General features: G+C 41.0%; 17 protein-coding genes. 12 read left to right on the forward strand and 5 right to left on the reverse strand.

Features of this window, described 5'->3' with window-relative positions; translation table 11 throughout:
- Positions 1-86 precede the first annotated feature (86 nt).
- Entirely contained in the window at positions 87-1397 is a 1311-nt protein-coding gene (locus AC3II9_RS06065; RefSeq protein ID WP_489154022.1) for a protoglobin domain-containing protein, read from the forward strand.
- A 105-nt stretch (positions 1398-1502) separates the two neighbouring features.
- Here the strand turns inward: AC3II9_RS06065 and AC3II9_RS06070 are convergent, their stop codons facing one another.
- Entirely contained in the window at positions 1503-2300 is a 798-nt protein-coding gene (locus AC3II9_RS06070; RefSeq protein ID WP_489154024.1) for a TIGR00266 family protein, read from the reverse strand.
- 160 nt (positions 2301-2460) lie between these two features.
- On the opposite strand from AC3II9_RS06070, the gene AC3II9_RS06075 reads away from it, so the two are divergent.
- From AC3II9_RS06075 to AC3II9_RS06095, 5 genes are all read left to right on the forward strand, one after another.
- A complete protein-coding gene (locus tag AC3II9_RS06075) occupies positions 2461-3933 on the forward strand; it encodes an aldehyde dehydrogenase family protein (protein WP_489154026.1) in 1473 nt (490 codons plus the stop codon).
- 27 nt (positions 3934-3960) lie between these two features.
- Complete coding sequence (locus AC3II9_RS06080) at positions 3961-5133, forward strand: saccharopine dehydrogenase family protein (RefSeq protein WP_489154028.1); 1173 nt, start codon at positions 3961-3963, stop codon at positions 5131-5133.
- 365 nt (positions 5134-5498) lie between these two features.
- A complete protein-coding gene (locus AC3II9_RS06085; protein ID WP_489154029.1) occupies positions 5499-5963 on the forward strand; it encodes a hypothetical protein in 465 nt (154 codons plus the stop codon).
- 642 nt (positions 5964-6605) lie between these two features.
- Positions 6606-7277 carry an alpha/beta fold hydrolase gene (locus tag AC3II9_RS06090; RefSeq protein ID WP_489154239.1) on the forward strand — a complete coding sequence of 224 codons (672 nt, stop codon included), beginning with the start codon at positions 6606-6608 and terminating at the stop codon, positions 7275-7277.
- Positions 7278-7522: 245 nt separating this feature from the next.
- Complete coding sequence (locus AC3II9_RS06095; protein WP_489154031.1) at positions 7523-9613, forward strand: beta-propeller domain-containing protein; 2091 nt, start codon at positions 7523-7525, stop codon at positions 9611-9613.
- 41 nt (positions 9614-9654) lie between these two features.
- On the opposite strand, the gene AC3II9_RS06100 is transcribed toward AC3II9_RS06095, so the two are convergent.
- On the reverse strand, positions 9655-11067 hold the full coding sequence (locus AC3II9_RS06100) for a polysaccharide deacetylase family protein (protein ID WP_489154033.1): 1413 nt from the start codon (positions 11065-11067) through the stop codon (positions 9655-9657).
- Positions 11068-11190: 123 nt separating this feature from the next.
- Here AC3II9_RS06100 and AC3II9_RS06105 point away from each other — a divergent pair, with 123 nt between their 5' ends.
- Positions 11191-11937 carry a threonine/serine exporter family protein gene (locus AC3II9_RS06105; RefSeq protein ID WP_489154241.1) on the forward strand — a complete coding sequence of 249 codons (747 nt, stop codon included), beginning with the start codon at positions 11191-11193 and terminating at the stop codon, positions 11935-11937.
- 12 nt (positions 11938-11949) lie between these two features.
- The gene (locus AC3II9_RS06110; RefSeq protein ID WP_489154035.1) at positions 11950-12453 is read left to right on the forward strand and encodes a threonine/serine exporter family protein; all 504 of its coding nucleotides are present in this window, start codon (positions 11950-11952) and stop codon (positions 12451-12453) included.
- A gap of 57 nt (positions 12454-12510) precedes the next feature.
- On the opposite strand, the gene AC3II9_RS06115 is transcribed toward AC3II9_RS06110, so the two are convergent.
- On the reverse strand, positions 12511-14523 hold the full coding sequence (locus AC3II9_RS06115) for an EAL domain-containing protein (RefSeq protein ID WP_489154037.1): 2013 nt from the start codon (positions 14521-14523) through the stop codon (positions 12511-12513).
- A gap of 297 nt (positions 14524-14820) precedes the next feature.
- Between AC3II9_RS06115 and AC3II9_RS06120 the strand changes: the two genes are divergently transcribed.
- The 4 genes from AC3II9_RS06120 (at position 14821) to AC3II9_RS06135 (ending at position 19617) form a co-directional block, all read left to right on the forward strand.
- Positions 14821-16536, forward strand: a complete 1716-nt coding sequence (locus tag AC3II9_RS06120) for an ABC transporter ATP-binding protein (protein ID WP_489154039.1) — start codon at positions 14821-14823, stop codon at positions 16534-16536.
- Positions 16537-18372 (forward strand): ABC transporter ATP-binding protein, encoded by a 1836-nt coding sequence (locus tag AC3II9_RS06125; protein ID WP_489154041.1) that lies wholly within the window; start codon positions 16537-16539, stop codon positions 18370-18372.
- A 142-nt stretch (positions 18373-18514) separates the two neighbouring features.
- Complete coding sequence (locus AC3II9_RS06130) at positions 18515-19390, forward strand: GNAT family N-acetyltransferase (protein WP_489154043.1); 876 nt, start codon at positions 18515-18517, stop codon at positions 19388-19390.
- Positions 19391-19488: 98 nt separating this feature from the next.
- A complete protein-coding gene (locus AC3II9_RS06135; protein ID WP_489154045.1) occupies positions 19489-19617 on the forward strand; it encodes a hypothetical protein in 129 nt (42 codons plus the stop codon).
- Positions 19618-19667: 50 nt separating this feature from the next.
- Here the strand turns inward: AC3II9_RS06135 and helD are convergent, their stop codons facing one another.
- Together helD and AC3II9_RS06145 are read right to left on the reverse strand one after the other, a co-directional pair.
- Complete coding sequence (helD, locus tag AC3II9_RS06140; RefSeq protein ID WP_489154047.1) at positions 19668-21887, reverse strand: RNA polymerase recycling motor HelD; 2220 nt, start codon at positions 21885-21887, stop codon at positions 19668-19670.
- 287 nt (positions 21888-22174) lie between these two features.
- Positions 22175-23194, reverse strand: coding sequence for a DUF2804 domain-containing protein (locus tag AC3II9_RS06145; protein WP_489154049.1), 1020 nt, complete (start codon positions 23192-23194; stop codon positions 22175-22177).
- Between the last annotated feature and the right edge of the window lie 84 nt (positions 23195-23278).

Raw genomic sequence — 23278 nt, forward strand, 5'->3', positions numbered from 1 at the left:
AGAGAAAATTATTGTAATAAGTTGAATTTTTTTACTATATTGTAGGAAGAGATAATTGTTTCAAGTAGGAGGGGCAATGCTAAGGAATGGAGAGGTGGAAGATGTTTCTATTTAATAGAAATAGACGGCAAAAACAATCTATTATCGACACGCGATTTAATGGAGTAGGGATTTTTATTGAAGATGCTGCTCGCTTATTGCAGCTGAAAATGATTGACTTAACGGTCGAGGATTTGCATAGAGTCCGAGCTGTCAAACCTTATGTAGAAGTGCATATTCAAGAAGTGGTCGATGCATTTTATGAAACGATTGAAAGTGTACCAGAGTTTTATCGTATTATTAACGAGCGCACTACGTCTGAACGTCTTCACCAAACATTACGTCATCACATTATTGAAATGTTCGATGGGCGTATCGATCATGCCTTTTTGGAAAAACGTGCACGTGTGTCGTTAATGCATGTACGTATTGGATTGACAACCCAATGGTATTTAGGCGCGTTTCAAAAGATTGAAAACATGATACGAAGCATTATATTCTCCTTAGATCTAGATGTCGTAGAGACAGAACTTATTATCAATTCTTTAAGTAAAATTTGTAATTTTGAACAACAGATTGTGTTAGAGGAATATGAAAAAGTAGCAGCTCACATGTTTCAAGAGCAACAAAATCAAATTAAACAAGATGTACGTGACACAATCGGACGGATTTCACACACTTTAGAGGTGCAGTCACAAGAAACATACGAAGCGGTCGTGAAGCTAGTAGCGAGTATAAAAGAAGTGAATGCACAATTACAAAGTAGTATTCATGATGCACGTGAAACAAAAGAGGCATCGGAAGAAGGCTCGATGCAAATGTATCACTTAAGTGAACAAACGTCTCAAATTAACGAGAAAACGATACAGATGACAGCTATGGTAAAGGAATTAGACAATTCCTCTTCAGAAATTAAAGCGGTAGTTGAAATCGTCAAAGGGATCGCCAATCAGACGAACCTACTCGCCTTAAATTCAGCTATTGAAGCAGCAAGAGCGGGCGTGCACGGAAAGGGATTTGCCGTTGTAGCAGATGAGGTGCGGAAATTAGCCGATCAAACAAAGCAGTCCGTGGAGCAAATCGCCTTATTGATAGGGGATTCGAGCGCCGTGACGAATCAAGTCATTGAAGCAATTCATAACATTCAAACCCTTGTAGGGGAAGGTATAGAAGAAAATAAAAAATCTCTTGCATCATTTACGAACATTTCACATTCTATTGAGACAACGATTGCAGATTTTGAAAATGTAGGCATACAAGTAGAAAAACTGTCCGTTGTAGCGGAGCGTATTGGTGAATCTTCTGAACGTTTAGAAGAGGCGGCAACAAAATTAGAGGAAACAATTCAAACGTTGTAACATGCGTAAAGAGCATCCCTTATAAAGCAGGCATGCTCTTTTTTTTCCCACTATGTGAGAGCGTATGTCTTACTCATGCATATTTATCGATGATTTAGCGTACAGTTATTTATTGAACAAATCAAACAGTCCACCGATTCCACCTTCACCTGAAGACTGACCGCCACCGCCTTGAGACATCGGAGCTGCTGCGAATACACGGCTCGCTAAGCGGCTGAATGGTAATGATTGTACCCATACTGTACCAGGCCCACGTAGTGTTGCAAAGAAGATGCCTTCGCCACCGAATAAAGCAGTTTTAACGCCGCCTACTGCTTCAATGCTGTAATCTACGTCAGCCGTCATCGCGACTAAACACCCTGTATCAATACGTAGACGCTCACCTGGTTGTAATTTACGTTCGTGAATTGTACCACCTGCATGGATGAAGGCCATGCCATCGCCTTCAAGCTTTTGCATAATAAATCCTTCACCGCCGAAGAAGCCTGTCCCTAATTTACGCTGAAATTCAATGCCGACTTCAACGCCTTTTGCTGCAGCTAAAAAGGCATCTTTTTGACAAATAATTTTGCCGTTTAACGTACTTAAATCCATTGGAACGATTTTCCCAGGATAAGGGGAAGCGAAGTACACGTGACGTTTGCCGGAGCCTTCATTTGTAAAGGTCGTCATAAATAAGCTTTCGCCTGTTAGAATTCGTTTTCCAGCACCCATCAGCTTACCCATCAAGCCACTACCACGATTATTAGAGCCATCACCAAATATCGTTTCCATCTTAATATCATCTTCCATCATCATTAAAGCACCAGCTTCAGCAACGACGGTTTCCTGTGGATCTAATTCTACCTCTACAAATTGCATATCATCGCCGTAAAGCTTGTAATCAATCTCATGATTATTCATGCACTCGCCTCCAGAAAAAAGTTATTTGTTAGATAATACTGCGTAAGTGTACAAAAAGTTTCATAATTTAGAGAAAAATATTTCACGGGAATATATATGAGAGAAAAAGGGTTTAAAGTAGAAAATGTAGAATAAAATTACATAAAAGGGGGTCTGAAAGATGGGAGTGAAAAATTATATTAATGGACATTGGGTGGCGGCAAGTGTCAAAATGATGCCGGTTATCAATCCCGCCACGGGTGAACAACTTGCAACAATCCCATTGTCGACTGCACATGAAGTAAATGAGGCAGCAATTGCCGCAAAACATGCACAAAAACAATGGGCACAGGTTCCCGCACCAAAACGAGCGGATTATTTATATGAAATTGGTTTTAAATTAAAAGAGAAGAAAGAATACTTAGCGGAGCTGCTCACAAAAGAGATGGGCAAAGTGATTGAAGAGGCACGCGGTGAAGTACAGGAAGCCATTGATATGGCGTTTTATATGGCGGGTGAAGGGCGTCGCTTATTTGGTGAGACTGTTCCTTCCGAGCTTGCCAATAAATTTGCGATGAGTGTGCGTGCACCAGTTGGGGTAGCGGGTCTCATTACACCATGGAATTTTCCAATCGCCATTGCATCGTGGAAAGCGTTTCCGGCACTTGTTTCAGGGAATACAGTCGTGTGGAAGCCGTCAAATGAAGCACCACTCATGGCCTATGAACTCGGTAAAATTTTTGAAGAGGTCGGTTTGCCACCTGGTGTTGTCAATATTGTGTTTGGTACGGGACCTACTGTGGGCACTGCGATAGTAGAGCATCCGGACATTCGCATTATTTCATTTACGGGGTCGAATGCAACTGGTAGTAAAGTAGCTGAACTTGGGGGCAAACTGTTAAAAAAGGTATCGCTTGAACTGGGCGGCAAAAATGCAGTCATTGTGATGGATGATGCCAATATCGAATTAGCGGTGGAAGGCATCTTATGGAGTGCTTTTGGAACAGCAGGGCAGCGTTGTACAGCGTGTAGTCGTGTGATCGTGCATAGAGATGTGAAAGAGGAAGTGGTTCATCGCTTATTAAAGGCAATGGACGAATTAACGATTGGAGACGGACTGGATCCAACGACAAAAGTAGGCCCTGTGATCAATAAAGCAGCACTAGAGAAAATTAATCATTACGTGCAAATCGGTAAACAACAAGGCGCTACATTGGTACGTGGTGGCAATATTTTAACAGAGCCACCCTATGACAAAGGCGTTTATTTTGAACCGACGCTCTTTACGGATGTACGACCAGATATGATTATCGCACAAGAGGAAATTTTCGGACCTGTCATTAGTATTATTGAAGTAGGGAGTCTAGAAGAGGCGATTGAAGTCAATAACGGCGTGAAATTTGGTCTCTCTAGTTCTATTTTCTCGCAAGACGTGAATACGATTTTCAAAGCACAACATTTACTTGATACGGGCATTGTGTATGTCAATGCAGGCACAACAGGCGCAGAAATTCACTTACCATTCGGTGGCACAAAGGGAACAGGGAACGGTCATCGTGATTCTGGTCAGGCCGCACTTGATGTGTATACAGAGTGGAAGAGTATTTATGTGGACTATAGTGGGAAGTTACAGCGTGCACAAATTGACACTTAACAATACAAGCAAAGGGGGATGTTTTGTATGAAAGTAGTCGTTTTAGGGGCGGGCTTGATGGGGAAAGAGGTTGCGCGTGATTTAGTTGCAAGTGATCATGTAGAAAAAGTATTGTTAGCAGATATCGATACAGAGGCAGCGAAAGCATTTGCTGCAACACTTGATACAAATAAAATTGAGGTTGTCGCATTAAATGCAGAATGCGATCAAGCACTACGAGATGTGATCATACGCGGGAATGTTGTAGTCAATGCATTATTTTATACATTTAATGAACGTGTCGCACAAGCGGCCATTGAAACAGGGGTACATGCAGTCGATTTAGGCGGGCATATTGGGGGTGTCACAGAGAAGATTTTACAACGCACAGAGGAAGCAAAGAGAAATAATGTGACAATTATACCGGATTTAGGGGTAGCACCGGGTATGATTAATATTTTAACAGGATACGGTGCCACAAAATTAGATAAAGTGGAATCGATTAAATTATACGTAGGTGGCATTCCGACTGAACCAAAACCGCCACTGCATTATACACGTGTATTCTCACTGGAAGGTGTATTTGATCATTATACAGAACCAAGTAAAGCGATTCAAAAAGGGAAATTGACAGAAGTGGAGTCGCTGACAGGCATTGAACCGATTTATTTTGAGGAGTTTGGTGTATTAGAAGCGTTCTATACATCAGGTGGGATTTCAACGTTGTACAAAACGTTCCCGCATGTCAAAACACTTGAGTATAAAACGATTCGCTATAAGGGGCATGCAGAAAAGTTTAAACTGCTTGCCGATTTGGGCTTTTTAAGTAAAGACAATACAGTACAAGTCGAGGACCAAGACATCTCTGTACGCACGGTTGTACGTGAAGCATTAAAGAAAAAGCTGGATCTTGGGAAAAAGATAGATGCCGTGCTGCTTCGTGCGATTATTGCGGGCCAGAAAGATGAAGAGCAATATACGTGTGAATATGAGATGGTCGTGCGTAAAGATGTAGCAGCGAATATTACGGCGATGGCCCGTGCAACGGCCTGCACTGTATCGGTTGTGGCACAAATGATTGGCAATGGGGTGATTGCACAACGCGGTGTATTTCCGCCAGAGACCGTCGTACCAGGCAGCGAGTTTATTCAAGAGATGACAAAACGCGGCATTGTTATTAAAGAAACATCCCATCGCTCATCCATGATTGTGAAATGGTAAGCTGACAATTTTATATGTACGGAGTAATGCCTCGAATTTGTTTCGAGGCATTAGTTTTTGTTATTAAACGTACTCGCTCTCCGCAAAAATCAACTGGTCCCCCTTATTGGATGCGTGGACAAGCTAAAATCACAATCGTAGGCTTTTATGACGAGGATAAAAATAGAGGTATTCGTAACAAGTGGTGGAATCCCCCTCTTTCATTGTTATGGATTACTAAATAATTTACATATTGTTAAGTAAATAGAACACCCGACATCTTAAGTTTAAATTAAGAGGAAATTTACTTTGTTTCCAAATATATTAATTAGTAGCAAGTAAAACGTGGTAAATTATTAGTACATCTAAGAATGGGGAAAATACATATGAAAAAATCACTTATTTTATTTTCAGCACTTTGTTTGTTTGGTTGCAGCGACAAGAGTTCTGATGAAGTTGCAAAACAGGTCAACTACTATTTTTCGGAAGAACCTAAAGCTTGTGCATACGTTTTTTATGATGTAAAAGGAGCGCCAGCATTAGAACTTAAAGACCAAAATATTAATTTCAATTTCGACGAACAAAACATCATTACAACAAGTTCTCCATTAGAATTTGGCTGGAAGTCGAAGGACAAACCTGGAGTTAAAACTTATAATTATTACAATAGCCACGGTTCAAAAATAGCAGATGAAGAGGCTTCTAAAAGCATCACAGGTACTACTACAGTTGCCGGTATAGAACATGATTTCACTGAAATCCATTTTAACGATAAAGAAGAATGCTTCTCCGATGATTCTTTTGAAAATAATAAAATATTTTCTGAATTAATAGATAAATTATACAAATAAAATAATTAATAACTAGGTTTTTATTCAATTCCTCCCTTTTATGAGTGTAAGGCGCAAATATTCTTACATATTGAATAAAAGGGAGGAATATTTTCTGCTTTTCTTGCTGAACAATATATTTCTTGCAATTATTTACATAATGTTGATTAAAACATTGCATGCAAAAGGTTATCAATAAGCTACCTAATACTATTTAATACGTTAAGTGCATTTCCTAAATTAGTAGCTTCATAGTATTTTAAACAGTCTAATCTACGCTACCAATGTAAATAACTTGTCCAATCATAAACCAATCCAGTCACTATCTTCTACTACATTACTTTTAAGTCGGCGGTTTCTCACCCCGCGTTCAATTAATTAAAATACCTTTATCGTTACGCTTTTTAAAGATTAGCATTTAAACCTTTTCCGTTGCTCAATAATTTGTTTTCATAACGAAAAGTATAGGGTAAAATTACCAATTTTATTTTTAAATGTTAAAATAATAACTAACAGTGATTTTATTTAAATCGTTAGGGGGGATTCGTCATTCCAAAATGTACAATTAATAATGTAGATTTATACTATGAAACTAAAGGTACGGGTGAACCAATAATTTTTACCCACGGTGCATCATGGGATCATAAACAATGGGATAAACAGATAGATTATTTTTCTCAATATTATCAAACCATCACCTGGGATGTTCGTGGTCATGGAGCATCCTCTCTTCCAAAAGGGAAGGTGTATGCAGAAGATTTCAGAAAAGATTTAATTGGCTTGATGCATCATCTACAAATTAAAAATGCTCATTTATGTGGTTTATCAATGGGGGGGCACATTTCTTTACAAACAGCTATTCATCATCCAGAATACGTAAAATCTCTTGTATTAATAGGTACACCCTTCACAAACCAATTCAATTGGTACGAAAAGTTACTAGTTCCTATTAATCGTTTTTCCAACTTGTTTATTCCGATGTCACTTTCTGCAAAAATGCAGGCGTATACATTATCTAAGTTTAAAAAGGAAAATAAACACTATATTAATTCCACAGTTGCATCGATGTCTTATAAGAATTGGGTCCGTATATGGGATGCCGTCTCCAAAATGGAAAGTGGAAATGAATTAGATAAAGTGAATTGTTCTACATTAATATTATACGGTGACCACGATACTCTGATCAAAAGACAGCAGGAGTATCTACATAACAATATTAAGCAATCACAATTGAAAATTATAGACAATGCCCATCACGCAACTAATTTAGATAATCCAACTCAAGTAAATGAACATATCCACCAGCACCTTATAAACCCATCCGCTATGTATTAAAACTTTTTGTGCAGTAAGTTCAATACTGTTATTTTTTACTGCAAAATATGTTTCTATTATTTGGGGAATATAATTTCATTTCATCATTTATGATGAATAGCCAAAATGATAATAAGATACAGACTCATTATCATGATAGAGGTTCGAGGCATTTTATAATTGAAAAATTAACAAAAAATTATGAATAAACTGTAACTTTTTCTGCGTGTGTCAGTCTAATCTGAAAAGAAGGGGTGTGAAGAAAAATGAAGTATAAAGGCAAGTGGTATGTGGGCGGCGTTGTGACATTTATCGCGGCTTTAACAATTGTAGCGGTGTCTTTCTTTAGTCAACAAGTGCAAGTGTATGCAACGTCCGCTATTTTTGAAAATCAGCAATTTTATGCAAGCTTTAATGAAGCATTAAAAGAGGAAAGCCTTACAAACGGGACGATTTCGATTACAGATGCAAAAGGAAATGTAGTAAAACCGAAAATGTCCATTGAGGAAAAGGTGCTTATTATTCATGATTTACCGAAAGGGGATTATACGATTCATGTCGCAGAACAGGCTTTCAAAAAAAGGGTAAGTGCCGGGGCAACGGTGACATTTTCGGTCGTAGATGAGCTGCAAACGATTGCATCACTAGAGGACTTAAAAACATATTTCCAGTCGATTTTAAATGAACAGCAAGTAACGATGCGAGACGGAGATGCTCTAGTGGATGTAGAAGAGGAATCAACGGAAATGGCCAATTCGAGCTCAGATAAAGCCGTATCGCACTCTGAAACGAACAACCAAGTGGACGGGATTGAAGAAGGGGATATCGCAGTTACAGATGGCAAGTATATGTACACGATGACAGACCATACAGTGTTTATTACTGATGCGAAGCGGCTAAAAGTAGTGGGTAAAATCGAATTAAAAGACGTGTATCCATCAAAGCTATTGTTACACGATAACAAACTGATTGTATTATACGACCAATATATCGAGTCCCGGACAAAAGAGGGATATTATGCAGGGATAATGATGACCAAAATGGCGATTTATGATGTAACGAATCATCAAAAGCCAAAATTAGTTCGGGAAGTGGGGCAAGAAGGCCATGCAGTGGGGGTGCGCGAATATAAGGATGTGTTATATATCGTGACGAATACGGCACCAAATTATTGGTTGCTCCGAGAGGAAGAAGAGGTGGAGTTGCGTCCGCAATTATACGACTCAAATGATTCGTCTATTACGCATGCAGCACTAGACAGTATTCGTCTGTTCCCTGGCAGTAAGGAAGCGAACTATACAATCGTTTCTGCAATGGACTTAAATCATTATGAAACAGCTGAATTTAAAGCACAGACGTTCTTAGGTGCCGGGTCAGGCATGTATATGTCAACAAAAGCCATTTACATGACGGCGCCAAACTATATGACATTCGCTCCAACGATTCGTGCTACAACGGAGATTGCTTTCCCGATGCGAAGCAATACAGAATTATATAAATTTGCGATTGATGGGACGAAAATTGAACTGACAGCACGTACAACACTGGAAGGGACGATTTTAAATCAGTTTTCGATGGATGAGCATAACGGATACTTCCGCGTTGCGACAACGACAGGCAGTGCATCTGGGAGAGAGGCTAACTCGAATAATCACTTAATCATTTATGATGAGCGTTTAAATGAGGTAGGTAAATTAACGGATTTAGCACGTGGTGAGCGTATTTACTCTGTGCGCTTTATGGGAGAGAAAGCGTATATTGTGACGTTTAAAGAAACAGACCCGCTCTTTGTCATTGATGTAGCAGACCCTACGAACCCCAATGTACTCGGGGAGCTGAAAATTCCTGGCTTTAGTAATTACTTGCATCCACTCGACGAGAATCATTTAATCGGTATTGGCTATGATACAAAGGTAGAAGTGGACCCGTATTCTAAACAATCAATGGTGTATACAATGGGCATGAAGGTGTCGCTCTTTGATGTGACAGATGTCGCACATCCGATCGAAGTAGACAACGAGATTATCGGTGGACGTGGCACGTATTCAGATGTACAGCATGACCATAAAGCATTGTACCGTGATGCAGCGAACGGACATTACGGTTTCCCGATTGCCATTTACGATCAAGATGGCTATATCGGCTCGGGCGCACTTGTTTATCATATTACACCGGAGGACATTGAGTTAGCAGGGGATTTGGTGACAAAAGCAAAAAATGAGCAATATGAAGATTGGAGTAAAATGGTACGACGATTGCTGTATATTGAGGATACATTATATACGGTTGCGAACAATGAAATTACGGCTTATAACAAACACACATTTAAAAAGCTAAAAAGTATACCGCTTAAATAAAACAAAAGGCATCTAGGGGATCTCTAGATGCCTTTTGTGTATTACCGATAAGGTAGAATTTCGCTGACTGTGACAAACTCATAGCCTTCACTTGCTAAGTAGTCTAGGATGCCATTTAAGCCATCTGCTGTTGACTGATGAATATCGTGCATTAAAATAATGGCGTTGTTATGCATCTGTTGTTTAACGATTTGTACGAGTTGTTGAGCATCGCGGTGTTGCCAGTCGAGTGTATCGATTGACCAAAGCACGACATCATGCGGAATCATCTCATTAATCGCTTCGTTTGTTGCCCCGTATGGTGGACGGAATACAGTCGATTCTTGCCCAATCGCTTGCACAAGTGCTTGTTCTGTTAGTGTAAATTCATTCATAATTTGTGATTGTGGTAGTTTTGGTAATACGGGGTGACTCCATGTGTGGTTGCCAACCTCGTGACCGCGTTTTAGTACCTCACGTGCAATCTCAGGATAGTATTGTACACGATTACCGAGCATAAAGAATGTCGCTTTTGCGTTGTGGCGATCTAAGCTATCAAGAATTTGAGTTGTTACTTCTGGATGTGGTCCATCATCAAAAGTGAGGGCGACCTGTTTTTTGTTGTCATCGACTACACCATCTGCAGGTGCATCGACTTCCACCATTTGCATTTGGAATGCTGAGGCAAGCAGTGGATTTAAAAATGACATCGATACTTGCACGGAAATCGGACCTTGTTCAGCTGGTGCAATCGTTCCTTCATCAAAATAAATGTATAGCTCATCTTGATGAATGGCGAATTTATCAAATAATACCCATCGCGGTTCCGTTGCTAAGTCCACTTCTTTAGCGATTAATACGTCTTGTAAATCTGTGTTGGCTTTTAGTAATTCACGGACATGGCTTGCAAACGTTTCTAGGTTTTTAGTATCTTCTCCAAGGAGTGTACGAATATCTAACACTTGTGCTGTTTCAATATGATAGAAAACCGTTTTTAATGTTGTCTTTGTCGATTTCTCATTTGTCGACATACGTTCCGTAAAAACAAAAGAATAATAATGTTCGTTATATTGATATGTATCAAAGTGAATATTCAGTTCACCAGAAAGTTTTTCTACTTTGCGGGCATCTTTCTTTGGTCGCATCGCATTTATGTAGGCTTTTTTAGAAGAGTTAATATAATCTTCAATTAGCACATTAAAATTCTCATCGTTTGTTTGTGGGTATTGGATCGCAAACGGCAAGTCCGGGTCATTTGACATATCAGAAATGATGCGAATGCCTGGGAATGCAGATTCTGCTTCGGTTATACTTGAATCAACAATCGAATCTGTTGCAATCACTTCATTGTCATGACCAGTTAATGTATCGTCCATAATGGTAAAGAAAATAATAATACTAACTAATAATAAGATGGAAGTAATCAACGCCAGATCAATCCAAGGTCCGCGTTTTTTCTTCCGTGTAATTCTCATGATGTTTGTGCTCCTCTCTATGATGTAACATATGTATCAGTTTTTTGAAAAAAGAAGTTGAGCTTTCGCTATTTATTCGTTAAGATGTGTCTAGTTTAAAAGGAGGTTCCGTTCCATATGAGCATGCATGAAAAAAACAATGAAATGGCCATTGACTGCATTTTACTAGCAGGTCGTATTATGATGGAAAGCGGGGCCGAAACTTATCGTGTAGAAGATACGATGCTTCGAATGGCGCGGTCGCAAAATTTAGAAGGTGCACAAAGTTATGTGACGCCGACAGGGATTATTTTTTCGCTTGGCCGAACACAGCCTACTAGAATTACATCTATTTCGACAAGAATTACGGATTTGCATAAAATCACACTTGTAAATAATGTATCTCGTAAACTTACATCTCACATCATAACACTAGAACAGGCGTATGACGAGTTAAATAAGATACAGAAAACGAATTATTTCTTACCAATTATTATACAAATGTTGGCAGCTTCTGTCGCTAGTAGTTGTTTCTTAATTTTGTTTAATGGACACTGGTCAGATGTCCCAGCTGCTTTTGTAGCAGGGGGTATTGGATTATATGCTGTGACGGTTGTCCATGATATGACAAGAGTGAAATTTTTCTCTGAATTTTTTGCTGCACTTGTCGTTGGGGTCATTGGCTTTTTAGCCGTGAAATACGGTTTAGGGACACATTTAGATAAAATTCTACTTGGTGGTGTCATGCCACTCGTGCCAGGGTTACTTATCACAAATGCAGTACGGGATATGATGGCAGGGCATTTTACAGCAGGAATGGCAAAAGGGGCAGAAGCCTTTTTAACAGCCTTTGCGATCGGTTCAGGCATCGCACTTGTGCTGTCGTTTTAAGGAGGCGCATCAATGGACATTGTGATACAAATTGGACTTAGTTTTTTAGGAACCGCTTGCTTCGGTGTCATTTTTAATGTGCCGATCAAAGCGATTCCGTGGTGTGGTATCGTCGGGACACTTGGTTGGACGATTTTCCATGTATTATCGCAGGCGGGTGTATATGAGGTGCATGCCTCGTTTGTTGGGGCGTTTGTCGTCGCCATTGTTGCCTACATTTATGCGCGTCGCCTCCGGATGCCGATGATTGTGTTTAGTGTATCGGGCATTATTCCGCTTGTCCCAGGTGGCATTGCTTATAATGCGATGCGCAGCGTGGTAGAAGTCGATTATTTAACGGGGATGGAGTACGGGATGCGTGCCTTTTTAATCTCAGGCGCCATTGCGATGGGGCTTGTTTTCGCAGAGGTGATCATGCAATTAATGTTCCGCTTTATGCGCAAAGGTCGCACATCGATTCAATCCTTTGTAAAAGAAAAGAAAGCGACAAAAATGCCACCTAAAGTGACGAGGTAAATCATCCACTATGCATGGAACACAAAAGGACTACTCGGATTCGAGCAGTCCTTTTTATTAGTGTGCTTTATATAAACGTTCGATATCTTCCCACTCCACAGGTTTGCTAATGTAGTAACCTTGTATGCTGTCGCAACCATAGCTTTCAAGTAAGCTCTTTTGTTCTTCTGTTTCCACACCTTCTGCTAGTACAGTTAAGTTCATGGATTTGCCGAGTTGGATCATGCCATCAATGAGGCGCTGTGTTTTTTCAGATTTTGTTAAAGAACTAATAAATGTCTGATCAATTTTTAAAATTTCAATTGGTAATAGTTGCATATAGCGGAATGATGCATAGCCAGTCCCAAAGTCATCCAGGACAAAGACAATTCCTTTTTCTTCAAGTTGACGCATTTGATTAATAATGGATGTTTCGCCTTCTGCTTCTAATGCGAACTTTTCCGTAATTTCAATTTGAATGAGCTGAGCAGGACAATTTGTTTTCTCTAATGTTTCTAAAATGGACTTTGCCATGTTTTTATCGCGGAACTCACGTACAGAGGAGTTGATGCTCACTTTCACATGTATCCCTGCATGATGCCATGCGACCGCTTGTTCACATGCTTTTTCTAACATAAAGGCACCGATACGATTGATCAAGCCTGTTTCCTCGGCGACTGGAATAAGCTCATCTGGTGACACGACGCCAATTTCCTCATCTGTCCAACGTACAAGCGCTTCAACTGTTGTAATTTTCCCTGTTTGTAAATCCATTTGCGGTTGGTATAAAACTTGTAAATTTTGCTGATTCAGCGCAAGCAGTAAACGTTTTTCAATCACAGCTTGGCGATTTAATGTTTTATGTGTTGCTCTTGATAGCGAAGCGATATTGTTGCCACCTGCTTCACGTACAGTAGCAATTGTCGCAAGCGATGCTTTCATTAATTGTAAAAAAGTCGATTGATCTTCAGGGTAACGCGAAATACCGCCGCTAATGGCAAGTGGAATCGCGATGTTATCATTGTAAATTGGGTGTTGCTGCAAGTAGTTTAAGAAGCCTTGTATAAACCATTCCGGTAGTGGGGTAATGACAACGAATTCATGTTCATTGATACGTGCCATTGTGCTATCCTGAAAGTACATTTTCATACGCTTCGTAAATTCTACGATTAACCCATTTTCGATTTCCTGATCATGTAAGTCTTTAATTGTATAAAATTTATCAATGCTTAAATACACGAAGGAGAAGTGGCGACCTTCTGCAATCATTTCTGTAATGACGCTTTCTAAGCGGTGTACATTCATCAATCCTGTTTGTGCATCAATGAAAGCAATTTTTTCGAGTTGTAGCTGAATCGTTTTTTCTTTTGTAATGTCCTTTTCAATCAGGATAAAGCGTGTATCCTCTGATTTCGTTCCGATTGTCGGGATAGCGGTTAAATACACCCAGTACGATTCTCCGTTTTTCGTTACTTTTTCAACTTCACCTTGCCAAATCTGTCCGTTGTTTAATGTTTTCCAAATCGTTTGGGCTATTTTTTCACTATCTGGTGTTTCAGGGAACAACCGCCAGAACGTTTTACCTACTACGCGCTTAGGTGTCCAATTACTTGTTTTTAAAAAGTGCTGATTACCATTTACAATGAAGCCTTCGTGATCCAGCGTGACCGTCATAAAGGAAGATTGAATACCGTTACGAAGGTCGACCAGTTCTTGATAGTTATCACCTATTGTGTGCACAGCATCCAGTGGTATACCCATGACGAATAATGCTTGTTCATCATTAAATAAACAACGTTTTGTAAACAAAGAAACATCGATGAGGTTGCCATTGCTCATTACGAGCTGTAAATTATTAAAACGGATAGCTTGTTCACTCGTTAAAATGACGTTCCAAGCTTCTTCGTGTACAGAAGCAAATAAGCTGTTTCGTAAAGAATTTTGCGCAAAGTCATCTGCTTTATAGCCGAAATAAACCTCGCTCCAATTATTCCATTCTAACAAATCACCTTGAAGATTCATGACAAAAGATGGGAAAGGGGTATGGTCGACTAGTTCATTCTTCATTTGTTCAATCGGTAGTGGGCTCATAGATTACGCCTCCCTATTTCAGAAATGTATAACAATATTATAGGTAATATCAGTCGCATAGTCACTATTAATGTAATATTAATATTTAATAAAGGTAGATATAAGGTCTTTTTTCTTACTTTTTATGATAAATAGTAATGGGATTATAGAAATAAGAAATCAGTAGAGAGCGTTGGTGAGAAGGAATTGACGTGCTAAAGTGGTGAAATCGAACTGCTTTTAAAAGTAGAGACGATTATGTCATAATATTTTGGAAAGAAATTAGAGTCTCGAATTAATTGGTGAGGAGATGCTGTTGTGAAGACTGTTTTTTCTTATATAAAACCTTACAAGTGGCCAGCGATGATTGCATTAACGTTAATGCTGATTGAGCTATTTGTGGAGCTTGTACAGCCGCTTATTATTGCCAAAATTATTAATGATGGTATTTTGCAAGGGAATACAGGTGTCATTGGACAATGGGGAGTAATCATGTTTGGATTAGCAGGTGTTGCCCTAGTTTCAGGTATTGCCAATTCTTATTTTAGTGCACATACTGCGCAAAGTTTTAGTTATGATTTACGCAATGCATTATTTCGGAAAATCCAGTCGTTTACGATGGCGACTTATTTGAAGTTTCCGACGTCCAGCTTAATTACGCGTTTGACGAGTGATATTACACAGGTGCAGAGTGTGCTATTTATGAGTTTACGTATTATGCTTCGTGCGCCGCTATCTGTGATTGGCAGTATTACGATGGCGTTTTTCGTTAATGCCAAAATGGCGATGTTTTTACTGATAGGGGCACCTTTTTTACTTATTTTTTTAGGAGTTATGGTGAAAAAAGGAGTTACATATTTTTCCGTGGTGCAATTCCGTCTAGACCGTGTGAATCGCGTGTTGCAAGAAAGCTTACAAGGGATTCGATTAGTGAAGGCGTATATGCGTGGACAATATGAGGCGACACGCTTTAGCAAAGTGGCGTCTAACTTGCAAATTGATACGGTGAAGGCGCTACGTACGATGGAATTAATCATGCCTGTGTTGACGCTTGTCATGAACTTTAGCTTACTTGCGGTATTGTGGTTTGGCTCTGTGGAAGTGCGCAGTGGCGATGCACAGGTCGGTGATTTAGTCGCGATCGTCAACTATACAATGCGTGTAACAGGTGCGTTTTCAATGTTTGCGTTTATTATTATTGCCTTTGCACGGGCGAAAGCGTCTGCTGAACGGATGGAAGAAATTTTGTTGATCGAAGAAGGAACGGAAGAGAAAGTAGGGGTTCGAGAGTTCGATGCATCAAAACTAGGTACAGTGTCATTTCGTAACGTCACGTTCCAATATCCTAATACGAACGTCGACGTGTTATCCAATATATCGTTTTCGGTCTCACAAGGTGAAAAGCTGGCCATTATGGGGGCAACTGGTGCTGGGAAGTCGACGTTACTGAACTTAATTCCTCGTTTTTATGATGTCTCTGCGGGAGAAGTGTATGTCAATGGTCGGAACGTGCAAGCGTGGGATTTAGATGTACTGCGTGAGATGATTGGCTTTGTGCCACAGCAATCGATGCTTTTCACCGGGTCTATCTTTAATAATGTACGCTGGGGGAAGCAAGAGGCAGAGCTAGAAGAAGTCCAAGTAGCGGCCGCACAAGCGCAAATTCATGGGGCAGTGGAAAGTTTTCCGGACGCGTATGACACACGTGTCGGTCAAAAAGGGGTTAACTTATCGGGTGGTCAAAAGCAACGTCTATCCATTGCCCGTGCATTAATCCGAAAATCAACTATTTTAATTTTGGATGATAGTACGTCAGCACTCGACGTGAAAACAGAGGCAGCGCTATGGGAGGCATTAGCGAAAGAGCAGGCAACGATGCTCGTCGTGACACAAAAAGTCCGAACGGCTCGCGATGCCGATAAAATTTTACTATTAGATGAAGGGCAAGTGGTTGGCTTTGGCACACATGAACAACTGCTTCGCACAAGCCCGCTTTACGAGAAAATTGTAGCGTCACAGCAGGAGGTGGAGTAGGTGAAATTCATACAAAATCCTTTTGGCTATGAGCGTATTTTAAAGAAGGAAGATTTAGGATCGGGCAAAAAACCAAAGGGCGCGCGTGCCAGTGACTGGAAAAACACGCTCAGTCGAATTTGGCGCATTGTTGACGAACAGCGTGCCTTATTAGTCATGGTGCTTTTCATGGTTGTCATCAGCTCCGCTTTATCGTTGATTGGACCATTTTTAGTCGGTCGTATTATTGACCATTATGTCGTGCCTGGTAAATTTGAAGGGATGCGTACGATTATTCTAGCGCTAATCGGTGTGTATGTCGTGCTGTCGATTTCTTTATTTTTGCAAAACTACTGGATGATTGGCATCGCACAGCAAACGATTTATCGAATGCGTACAGGGGTGTTTGAGAAGTTACTAAGGCTACCTGTTTCATACTTTGATCAACGGCAACATGGGGAGCTGATGAGCCGGGCGACAAATGATATTGAAACGGTGAGTTCGACATTAAACAGTTCTTTCATTCAAGTATTTTCAAGTGTGCTGACATTAACGGGCACGGTCCTTGTTATGTTGTATTTAAGCCCGCTCTTAACAGTGCTGACAATGACTATTATTCCGCTCATGTTTTGGGCGATGCGCTGGATTACACGCCGTACGGGGAAGCTGTTTAAAGAGCAGCAAGCTGCATTAGGGGCTTTAAATGGGATGATTGAAGAAACGATTTCCGGTCAACGTGTAGTGAAGGCATTTTCACAGGAAGATCGAGTGATTGAGGAGTTTAGAGCGAAAAGCAGCCGTCTTCGCACAGTTGGCTTTTGGGCGCTTTCGTATTCAGGCTATATTCCGAAGGTGATGAATGGATTAAACAATATGAGCTTTGCGATTGTCGCGGGGATTGGCGGATTACTCGCATTAAACGGCCATGTCTCCATTGGAACGATTGTTATTTTCGCCGAATATGCGCGCCAGTTTACGCGTCCGTTAAACGACTTAGCGAACCAGTTTAATACGGTGTTATCAGCTATTGCCGGTGCGGAGCGTGTATTTGCTGTGATGGATGAGCCGGCTGAGGAAGATAACGGAAGTAAAGACGTGCAGCTTCGTGGTGCTGTCGCCTTTCGAGATGTCTCCTTTAAATATGATGTAAATGCAGAGAATGACACACTACGGCATGTGAATTTTGCCATTGAGCCGGGACAAACGGTCGCGTTAGTCGGTCCAACAGGTGCAGGGAAAACAACGATTATGCAGCTAATTGCAAGGTTTTATGATACAACAAGTGGTCGTGTTGAATTTGATGGTCGTGATGTTCGTTCCATTGCACGCCAAACGCTACGTAGTCAAATGGCGTTTGTGCTGCAAGACCCGTTTTTATTTGAAGCAACAGTGTACGATAATATTCGGTACGGAAAATTAGACGCGACCGATGAAGAGATTGTCGAAGCCGCGAAAAAGGCGAATGCCCATGATTTTATTATGAAACTACGAGAAGGCTATAACACCGTATTATCAGCGGATGGCAGTGAGATTTCACAAGGGCAAAAGCAGTTGTTATCGATTGCGCGTGCGTTAGTGGCAGACCCGGTCATCTTACTGTTAGATGAGGCAACGAGTTCCATTGATACGGTGACCGAAATGAAAATTCAAGAAGCGCTGGAAGTACTGATGGAAGGACGCACAAGCTTTGTCATTGCGCATCGATTAAATACGGTACGGAATGCAGATGTCATCCTTGTGTTGCAGCAAGGGGAGATTGTAGAAGCCGGCTTGCAGGAGGAGCTCATTGCGCGCGATGGGATGTATGCAAGCATGCTGAAGGCTGGAAAAGATATCGATGAATTGTTAGATCGGTAAATATGGGAGAAGTCGCGTAAAAATTGGTGAAACCCGCGTAAAAGTGAAGGAAAACCGCGCATAACTCTGTCATCAACACTAATTGCATATTACGAATCGTTCCTCTAAAATAAAGAACATCATTTTACAAGGAGTACGGAATATGAATTTTTCATTTATGACGGTATCGTTTCCCGTTGATGCAGAAACGTGGAGGGAAATGAAGGGGCTTTGTGAGGAAGCCTACAAAATAGATGGGGTCCACTACGAATCAATTTTAAATTTGCCGAATGCACAAAACTATGAGGCATCTGGATTTTTTGTGCTCGTTTATAATGACGAAGACAATCAATTAGTCGGTTTAGCAAGTGCGATTGATTTATTAGGGCTGAATACGTACGAATGGTCGATTGTCGTATTACCGATGTACCGTCAAATCGGGCTAGGGGACGCGGTTTATCAAGTTTTACGTGAAGGGCTGGATGTACGAGGTTCGGACGGCGAACTCGCGCTCATGATGGAAGGTGTTGTGAGTGGCAAGGCGTTTTTAGAAAAGCGCGGTTATGTGTATAGTTTTTCAGAAGCAACACTGGAAGCCCGTGCCGAAAAAGTAGAAACGCGTGATAATGTAACGATTCGTCCATTTAAGTTGACGGATACGGAAGCACTCGTGGAAATTTTCTGTGAAGCCTTTGGGGATTTGCAGGAAGAAGCGGTCGAGCTAATTACCTTTAATTCACAGACAGAAGGACTTGTGCTGTGGGTTGCCGAAGAAAAAGGGACAGTCGTTGGTACCGTGACGACACGTAAAGAAGGAGACGCCCATTGGGTAACAGCACTTGCGGTGCATCCAACATACGGCGGACGTGGCATTGGTACCGCGCTACTTAATTCGGTTAAGCAGCTTGCGTTTAACGGCGGTGAACAATTTGTCCTATTAGATGTAGAGCTTGATAATAATCAAGCACTGGCCGTTTATCAAAAAGCAGGTTTTAGTAAATCTGCACAAGTCGATTATTTTGCATTTGGCGGGTCATGATTTAGGCGGGGAATGCTCGTTCGTAAGCATTATTTTGAAGTTCAAAAGGGCATAATCGTACGTGTAGTAGCATATACTCCTATAAAGGAGATGATACGATGCGAATGCCCGCGTTACCGAAAGATAAGCCAGCGTCCAACCGTACGTCAGCGATTCACCGTTTAAAGGAAACATTAAGTAAATTAAAACGTAAAAGTCTATTTGTGAAAGTGCCTGAACGAAAATAAGCTACGCCGATGCGAGAGATCAGCGTAGCTTTTTCTAATGGTCAAACACTTTATAACAAAAACGTTTCCCGACTCGGGCCTATTAAATACAGTTCGTGCATAGCCCGTGTTAACGCCACATATAACAGCTTGCGGTCAATTGGATGATTATAAAAGGGTGTGTCGAATGCGGCAATGATGACCGCATCAAATTCCAGTCCTTTTGCTAAATGACTTGGGACGACAAGGAGTTTTGATTGGTCAAGTGTAGCTGATTCATCGAGTAAATTCACGTCCATGCCAGCTGCGGTTAACTGTGCCACCATCGTTTTGGCGTCGGCCGTTGTTTTAGCAATTAACGCAATGGAGCGGTGTCCGTTACTTTTTATTTGCTGATAGATTTCAGAAATAATAGCAGGGTCAAATGCCTCGCATGGCATAAAGGTCGGTTCTTGTCCATGCCTGACAACAGGCTCTACTAGCGGTAAATCTTCAGGCATCTTGGCTAAAATTTGATTGGCTACGTCCATAATTTCAATCGTTGTCCGATAGCTTTTTTGTAAAGTCGCATAGGTTGCTCTTGGGAATAGCTTCAATACGGAATCCCACTCGGTTAATGAACGATAGCTATGAATCCCTTGTGCCAAATCGCCCACCATTGTAAACATATCAGTTTCTAATCCAGCCTTTAGGGCGGCTAATTGGAATAAGGAATAATCCTGGACTTCATCGATAAAGACGACACGCATTTTCCACTTGTCTGGGATGCCTTTTATACGGGCATGTAAATAATACAACGCCGCTAAATCTTCCAGTACCCATGCTTCTTTTTGATGGGCCGTTACAAATTGCTCGATTTCCTCAAACGACCATTCTGGTGCCAGTTCTGCTAGTAACATCCGATTCGTGACAAGCTCACGGTACATCGGTTTTATTTTGGCTTTTTCAAATTTCCGCATATAGCTCGTGGCAATGGATTTTGTCTCTTGTTTAATTTTCGGGATACGCTCATCACGTTCATCGATATACTTTGTGACGATCCGGCGGCGTCTTTCATCATCGTGAATGCCGTTAAGCGCACGACCAATCGCCTCCTCGTACTTGGCATTTAATGTGTGTAAAACAGCGGTTGTTTTTCGTTTTACCTCGGTTTGAATGACCTTCTTAATGCGTTCAAGGCGCTTTTCAATCGGCATGTACGCAAATTCAATGAGAAATAGCTTTTGCAGGTGATGGGCCCGCATAATACGGTATTTTTCAATGAACACATCGTCAAAGAGCGCAACGAGTTGTTGCTCGTGCCGTTTGAGATAGCGATCCATTATATGTTTGTATAACATCGAACCCTTGATTTGAGCGATATTAAAGCGCGGGATGATGCCCGTATTGTTTTCTACGATACGCTCGAGCTGTTCGTTTGGATTTTGTAGTTTTAATTTGACGCCAATGGCATGTTGTACATAATCGGCATAGGTAGTTTGGCAAATGCGGTCAACGCCAAGCTCGGGTAATACCTCACCAATGTATTCGATAAATAAGTTGTTCGGCGCTAAAATCATGAGTTGCTCCGGCTTAAAATGCTCGTCCATCGTATATAAAAAGTAAGAAATACGGTGAAGGGCAATCGTTGTCTTTCCAGAACCAGCAGCCCCTTGTACTAAAATTGGTTGGCGCAAGTGCGCACGAATAATTTCATTTTGCTCTTTTTGAATCGTCGACACAATTTCGGTTAAACGGACGTCCGCTTTTCCTTCTAGTGCTTCCTGCAACAATTCATCATTAGTCGTTAAATCGACATCACGAAAATCAAGTAACTCGCCATTTTCAATTTTATATTGGCGCTTCGCAAACAGATGTCCGCTATGCTCCTCGTCTCGTACTATATACGTCAAATCCCCGAGCCGTCCGTCATAGTAAACATTGGCGACAGGAGAACGCCAATCGACGATGATGGGTTCATGTGTGTCTCGGTGAAAGAGCGAGGTTTTACCAATATATAAAAGCTCCTCTTGTTCTCCGTCTCGCTGAAAATGAATGCGCGCAAAATACGGCTTATTCATGACGCCTTCTAATGCTTCCTTCTGATCGCGCACCATTTCGAAAAAGCGCGAGTTCGTCAAAATATTTAAAAAGCTGTCACTGGAATCGATATAGTCTACGTTTGCCATAGCTGCTCGAATGTTTTCCTGTGACGATTTTAAATCAGCTTCCGAAATCGCTACTAATGTATCCATATAATTGCGCGTATTACGTAAGCGTTCTGTTTCTTGTTGGAAATCGGGATGTTGCATCGATGTCGCCTCCTATCGCTTCATCAAGTGAAATGTGGTAGGGGAGTCCCCCGTGAAGAAAATTGGAATTTCATCCTACTATATGTGCTATGATAGATTCAACAAATAGAGGAAGGGCAGGGATCGTTATGATGATGTTCGCTTCTGTATTTATTGCACTCAGTGTCATTTCAATAGCTGGCCTCCTATCTGGCATTATCCTTCATAAAGAACAGCAAGAAATGAAAGAGCTGTAGAGAAAACAATAAAAACAATAGCTCGCTCTCAGCGTAGGGCGAGCTATTGTTTTACCATTTGGCGATATGTTCTTCGATACAGCCAAGCATTTGGCTAATTTGTAATACGCCATTTTCTAGTTTGACGTATCCATTATAGTAGCCAACTAGTTGATGGACTTCTGAGCGAAAGAGCTTGGCATCTGTTTTGGCTACACGCTCAAAAAACGGGGTGAACGTTACATTCACGGTGTCGCTAAATTTAGACGTAATCATCCACGGCTTCATAAAGTGCGTTGGGTCATAGTGAAATAATACGTCTTCATGGATTTTAGTCATGACTCCGTCCACGAACACGGCATTTTCCGTCATACCGGTGCCATCTGTCCATTTACCACCGAAATTGAGCCCAATACGGCGCCCGCGCATTTTTTGGCTCGCCATGCCCCAGTTCCATGTTGCCTCGCGCGGCCACACACCGCGACCAAAATCAAGAACAGCATAACTTTCTTCTTCGTTAAAGGTGTAACGACGCTCACCGATTTTTACAATCCCAGTCGTCGGAAGGGTATGGTGTTTTGCGGTAAATTGGAACAGCTGACGATTCCACGGAATGACGACATTGAGTGAATCATCGTCTGCGGGGTGATGAATCGTTAATTCTGCCTGCAAGCGTTCCCCATCGAAATCTGGACATGTGACAGATAAATGGGTATCGCCATTAAAATAGGAAATGCGAATACGTAATTCACTATTGCCATAGCTGACGGTTTCGAGCACTTGTGTCGGCATTTTCACTTTTGTGCCGAGTGGAATGACAATTGTTTTTTCAACATAGCGTTGAGTCTCGTACTCTAGAAAATACACAAAGCAAACAGCTGCATAGTCCAGATGACTAATCGTGGCAGAAAATAAAATATCTTCTCCATATACACACCAATAATTCCACTTCTTTTTCCGCATAAAATGGCCGCTTAAGTTGCAATCGATGATGGGTTTTCGTGCATAGCCAATTGCTTCTGGGTTTAAATTCCCCTTTTTATCACAAAGCAATGTTGGTAGTAGTATTTCTCTTTCGGCATGCTGCTTCATGTCCTCATCCCCTTTACACCCTTCTTTTTATATCCATATTGTAACAAACTAAAAGCATATTTGTTGAGAATCGCACATGATATT

The organism is Lysinibacillus sp. RU7 (assembly GCF_057837305.1).

Coding starts and splice junctions, on each gene's coding strand:
- AC3II9_RS06065 (WP_489154022.1), top strand. CDS start 87: ATGGAGAGGTGGAAGATGTTTCTATTTAATAGAAATAGACGGCAAAAA.
- AC3II9_RS06070 (WP_489154024.1), bottom strand. CDS start 2,300: ATGAATAATCATGAGATTGATTACAAGCTTTACGGCGATGATATGCAA.
- AC3II9_RS06075 (WP_489154026.1), top strand. CDS start 2,461: ATGGGAGTGAAAAATTATATTAATGGACATTGGGTGGCGGCAAGTGTC.
- AC3II9_RS06080 (WP_489154028.1), top strand. CDS start 3,961: ATGAAAGTAGTCGTTTTAGGGGCGGGCTTGATGGGGAAAGAGGTTGCG.
- AC3II9_RS06085 (WP_489154029.1), top strand. CDS start 5,499: ATGAAAAAATCACTTATTTTATTTTCAGCACTTTGTTTGTTTGGTTGC.
- AC3II9_RS06095 (WP_489154031.1), top strand. CDS start 7,523: ATGAAGTATAAAGGCAAGTGGTATGTGGGCGGCGTTGTGACATTTATC.
- AC3II9_RS06100 (WP_489154033.1), bottom strand. CDS start 11,067: ATGAGAATTACACGGAAGAAAAAACGCGGACCTTGGATTGATCTGGCG.
- AC3II9_RS06105 (WP_489154241.1), top strand. CDS start 11,191: ATGCATGAAAAAAACAATGAAATGGCCATTGACTGCATTTTACTAGCA.
- AC3II9_RS06110 (WP_489154035.1), top strand. CDS start 11,950: ATGGACATTGTGATACAAATTGGACTTAGTTTTTTAGGAACCGCTTGC.
- AC3II9_RS06115 (WP_489154037.1), bottom strand. CDS start 14,523: ATGAGCCCACTACCGATTGAACAAATGAAGAATGAACTAGTCGACCAT.
- AC3II9_RS06130 (WP_489154043.1), top strand. CDS start 18,515: ATGAATTTTTCATTTATGACGGTATCGTTTCCCGTTGATGCAGAAACG.
- AC3II9_RS06135 (WP_489154045.1), top strand. CDS start 19,489: ATGCGAATGCCCGCGTTACCGAAAGATAAGCCAGCGTCCAACCGTACG.
- helD (WP_489154047.1), bottom strand. CDS start 21,887: ATGCAACATCCCGATTTCCAACAAGAAACAGAACGCTTACGTAATACG.
- AC3II9_RS06145 (WP_489154049.1), bottom strand. CDS start 23,194: ATGAAGCAGCATGCCGAAAGAGAAATACTACTACCAACATTGCTTTGT.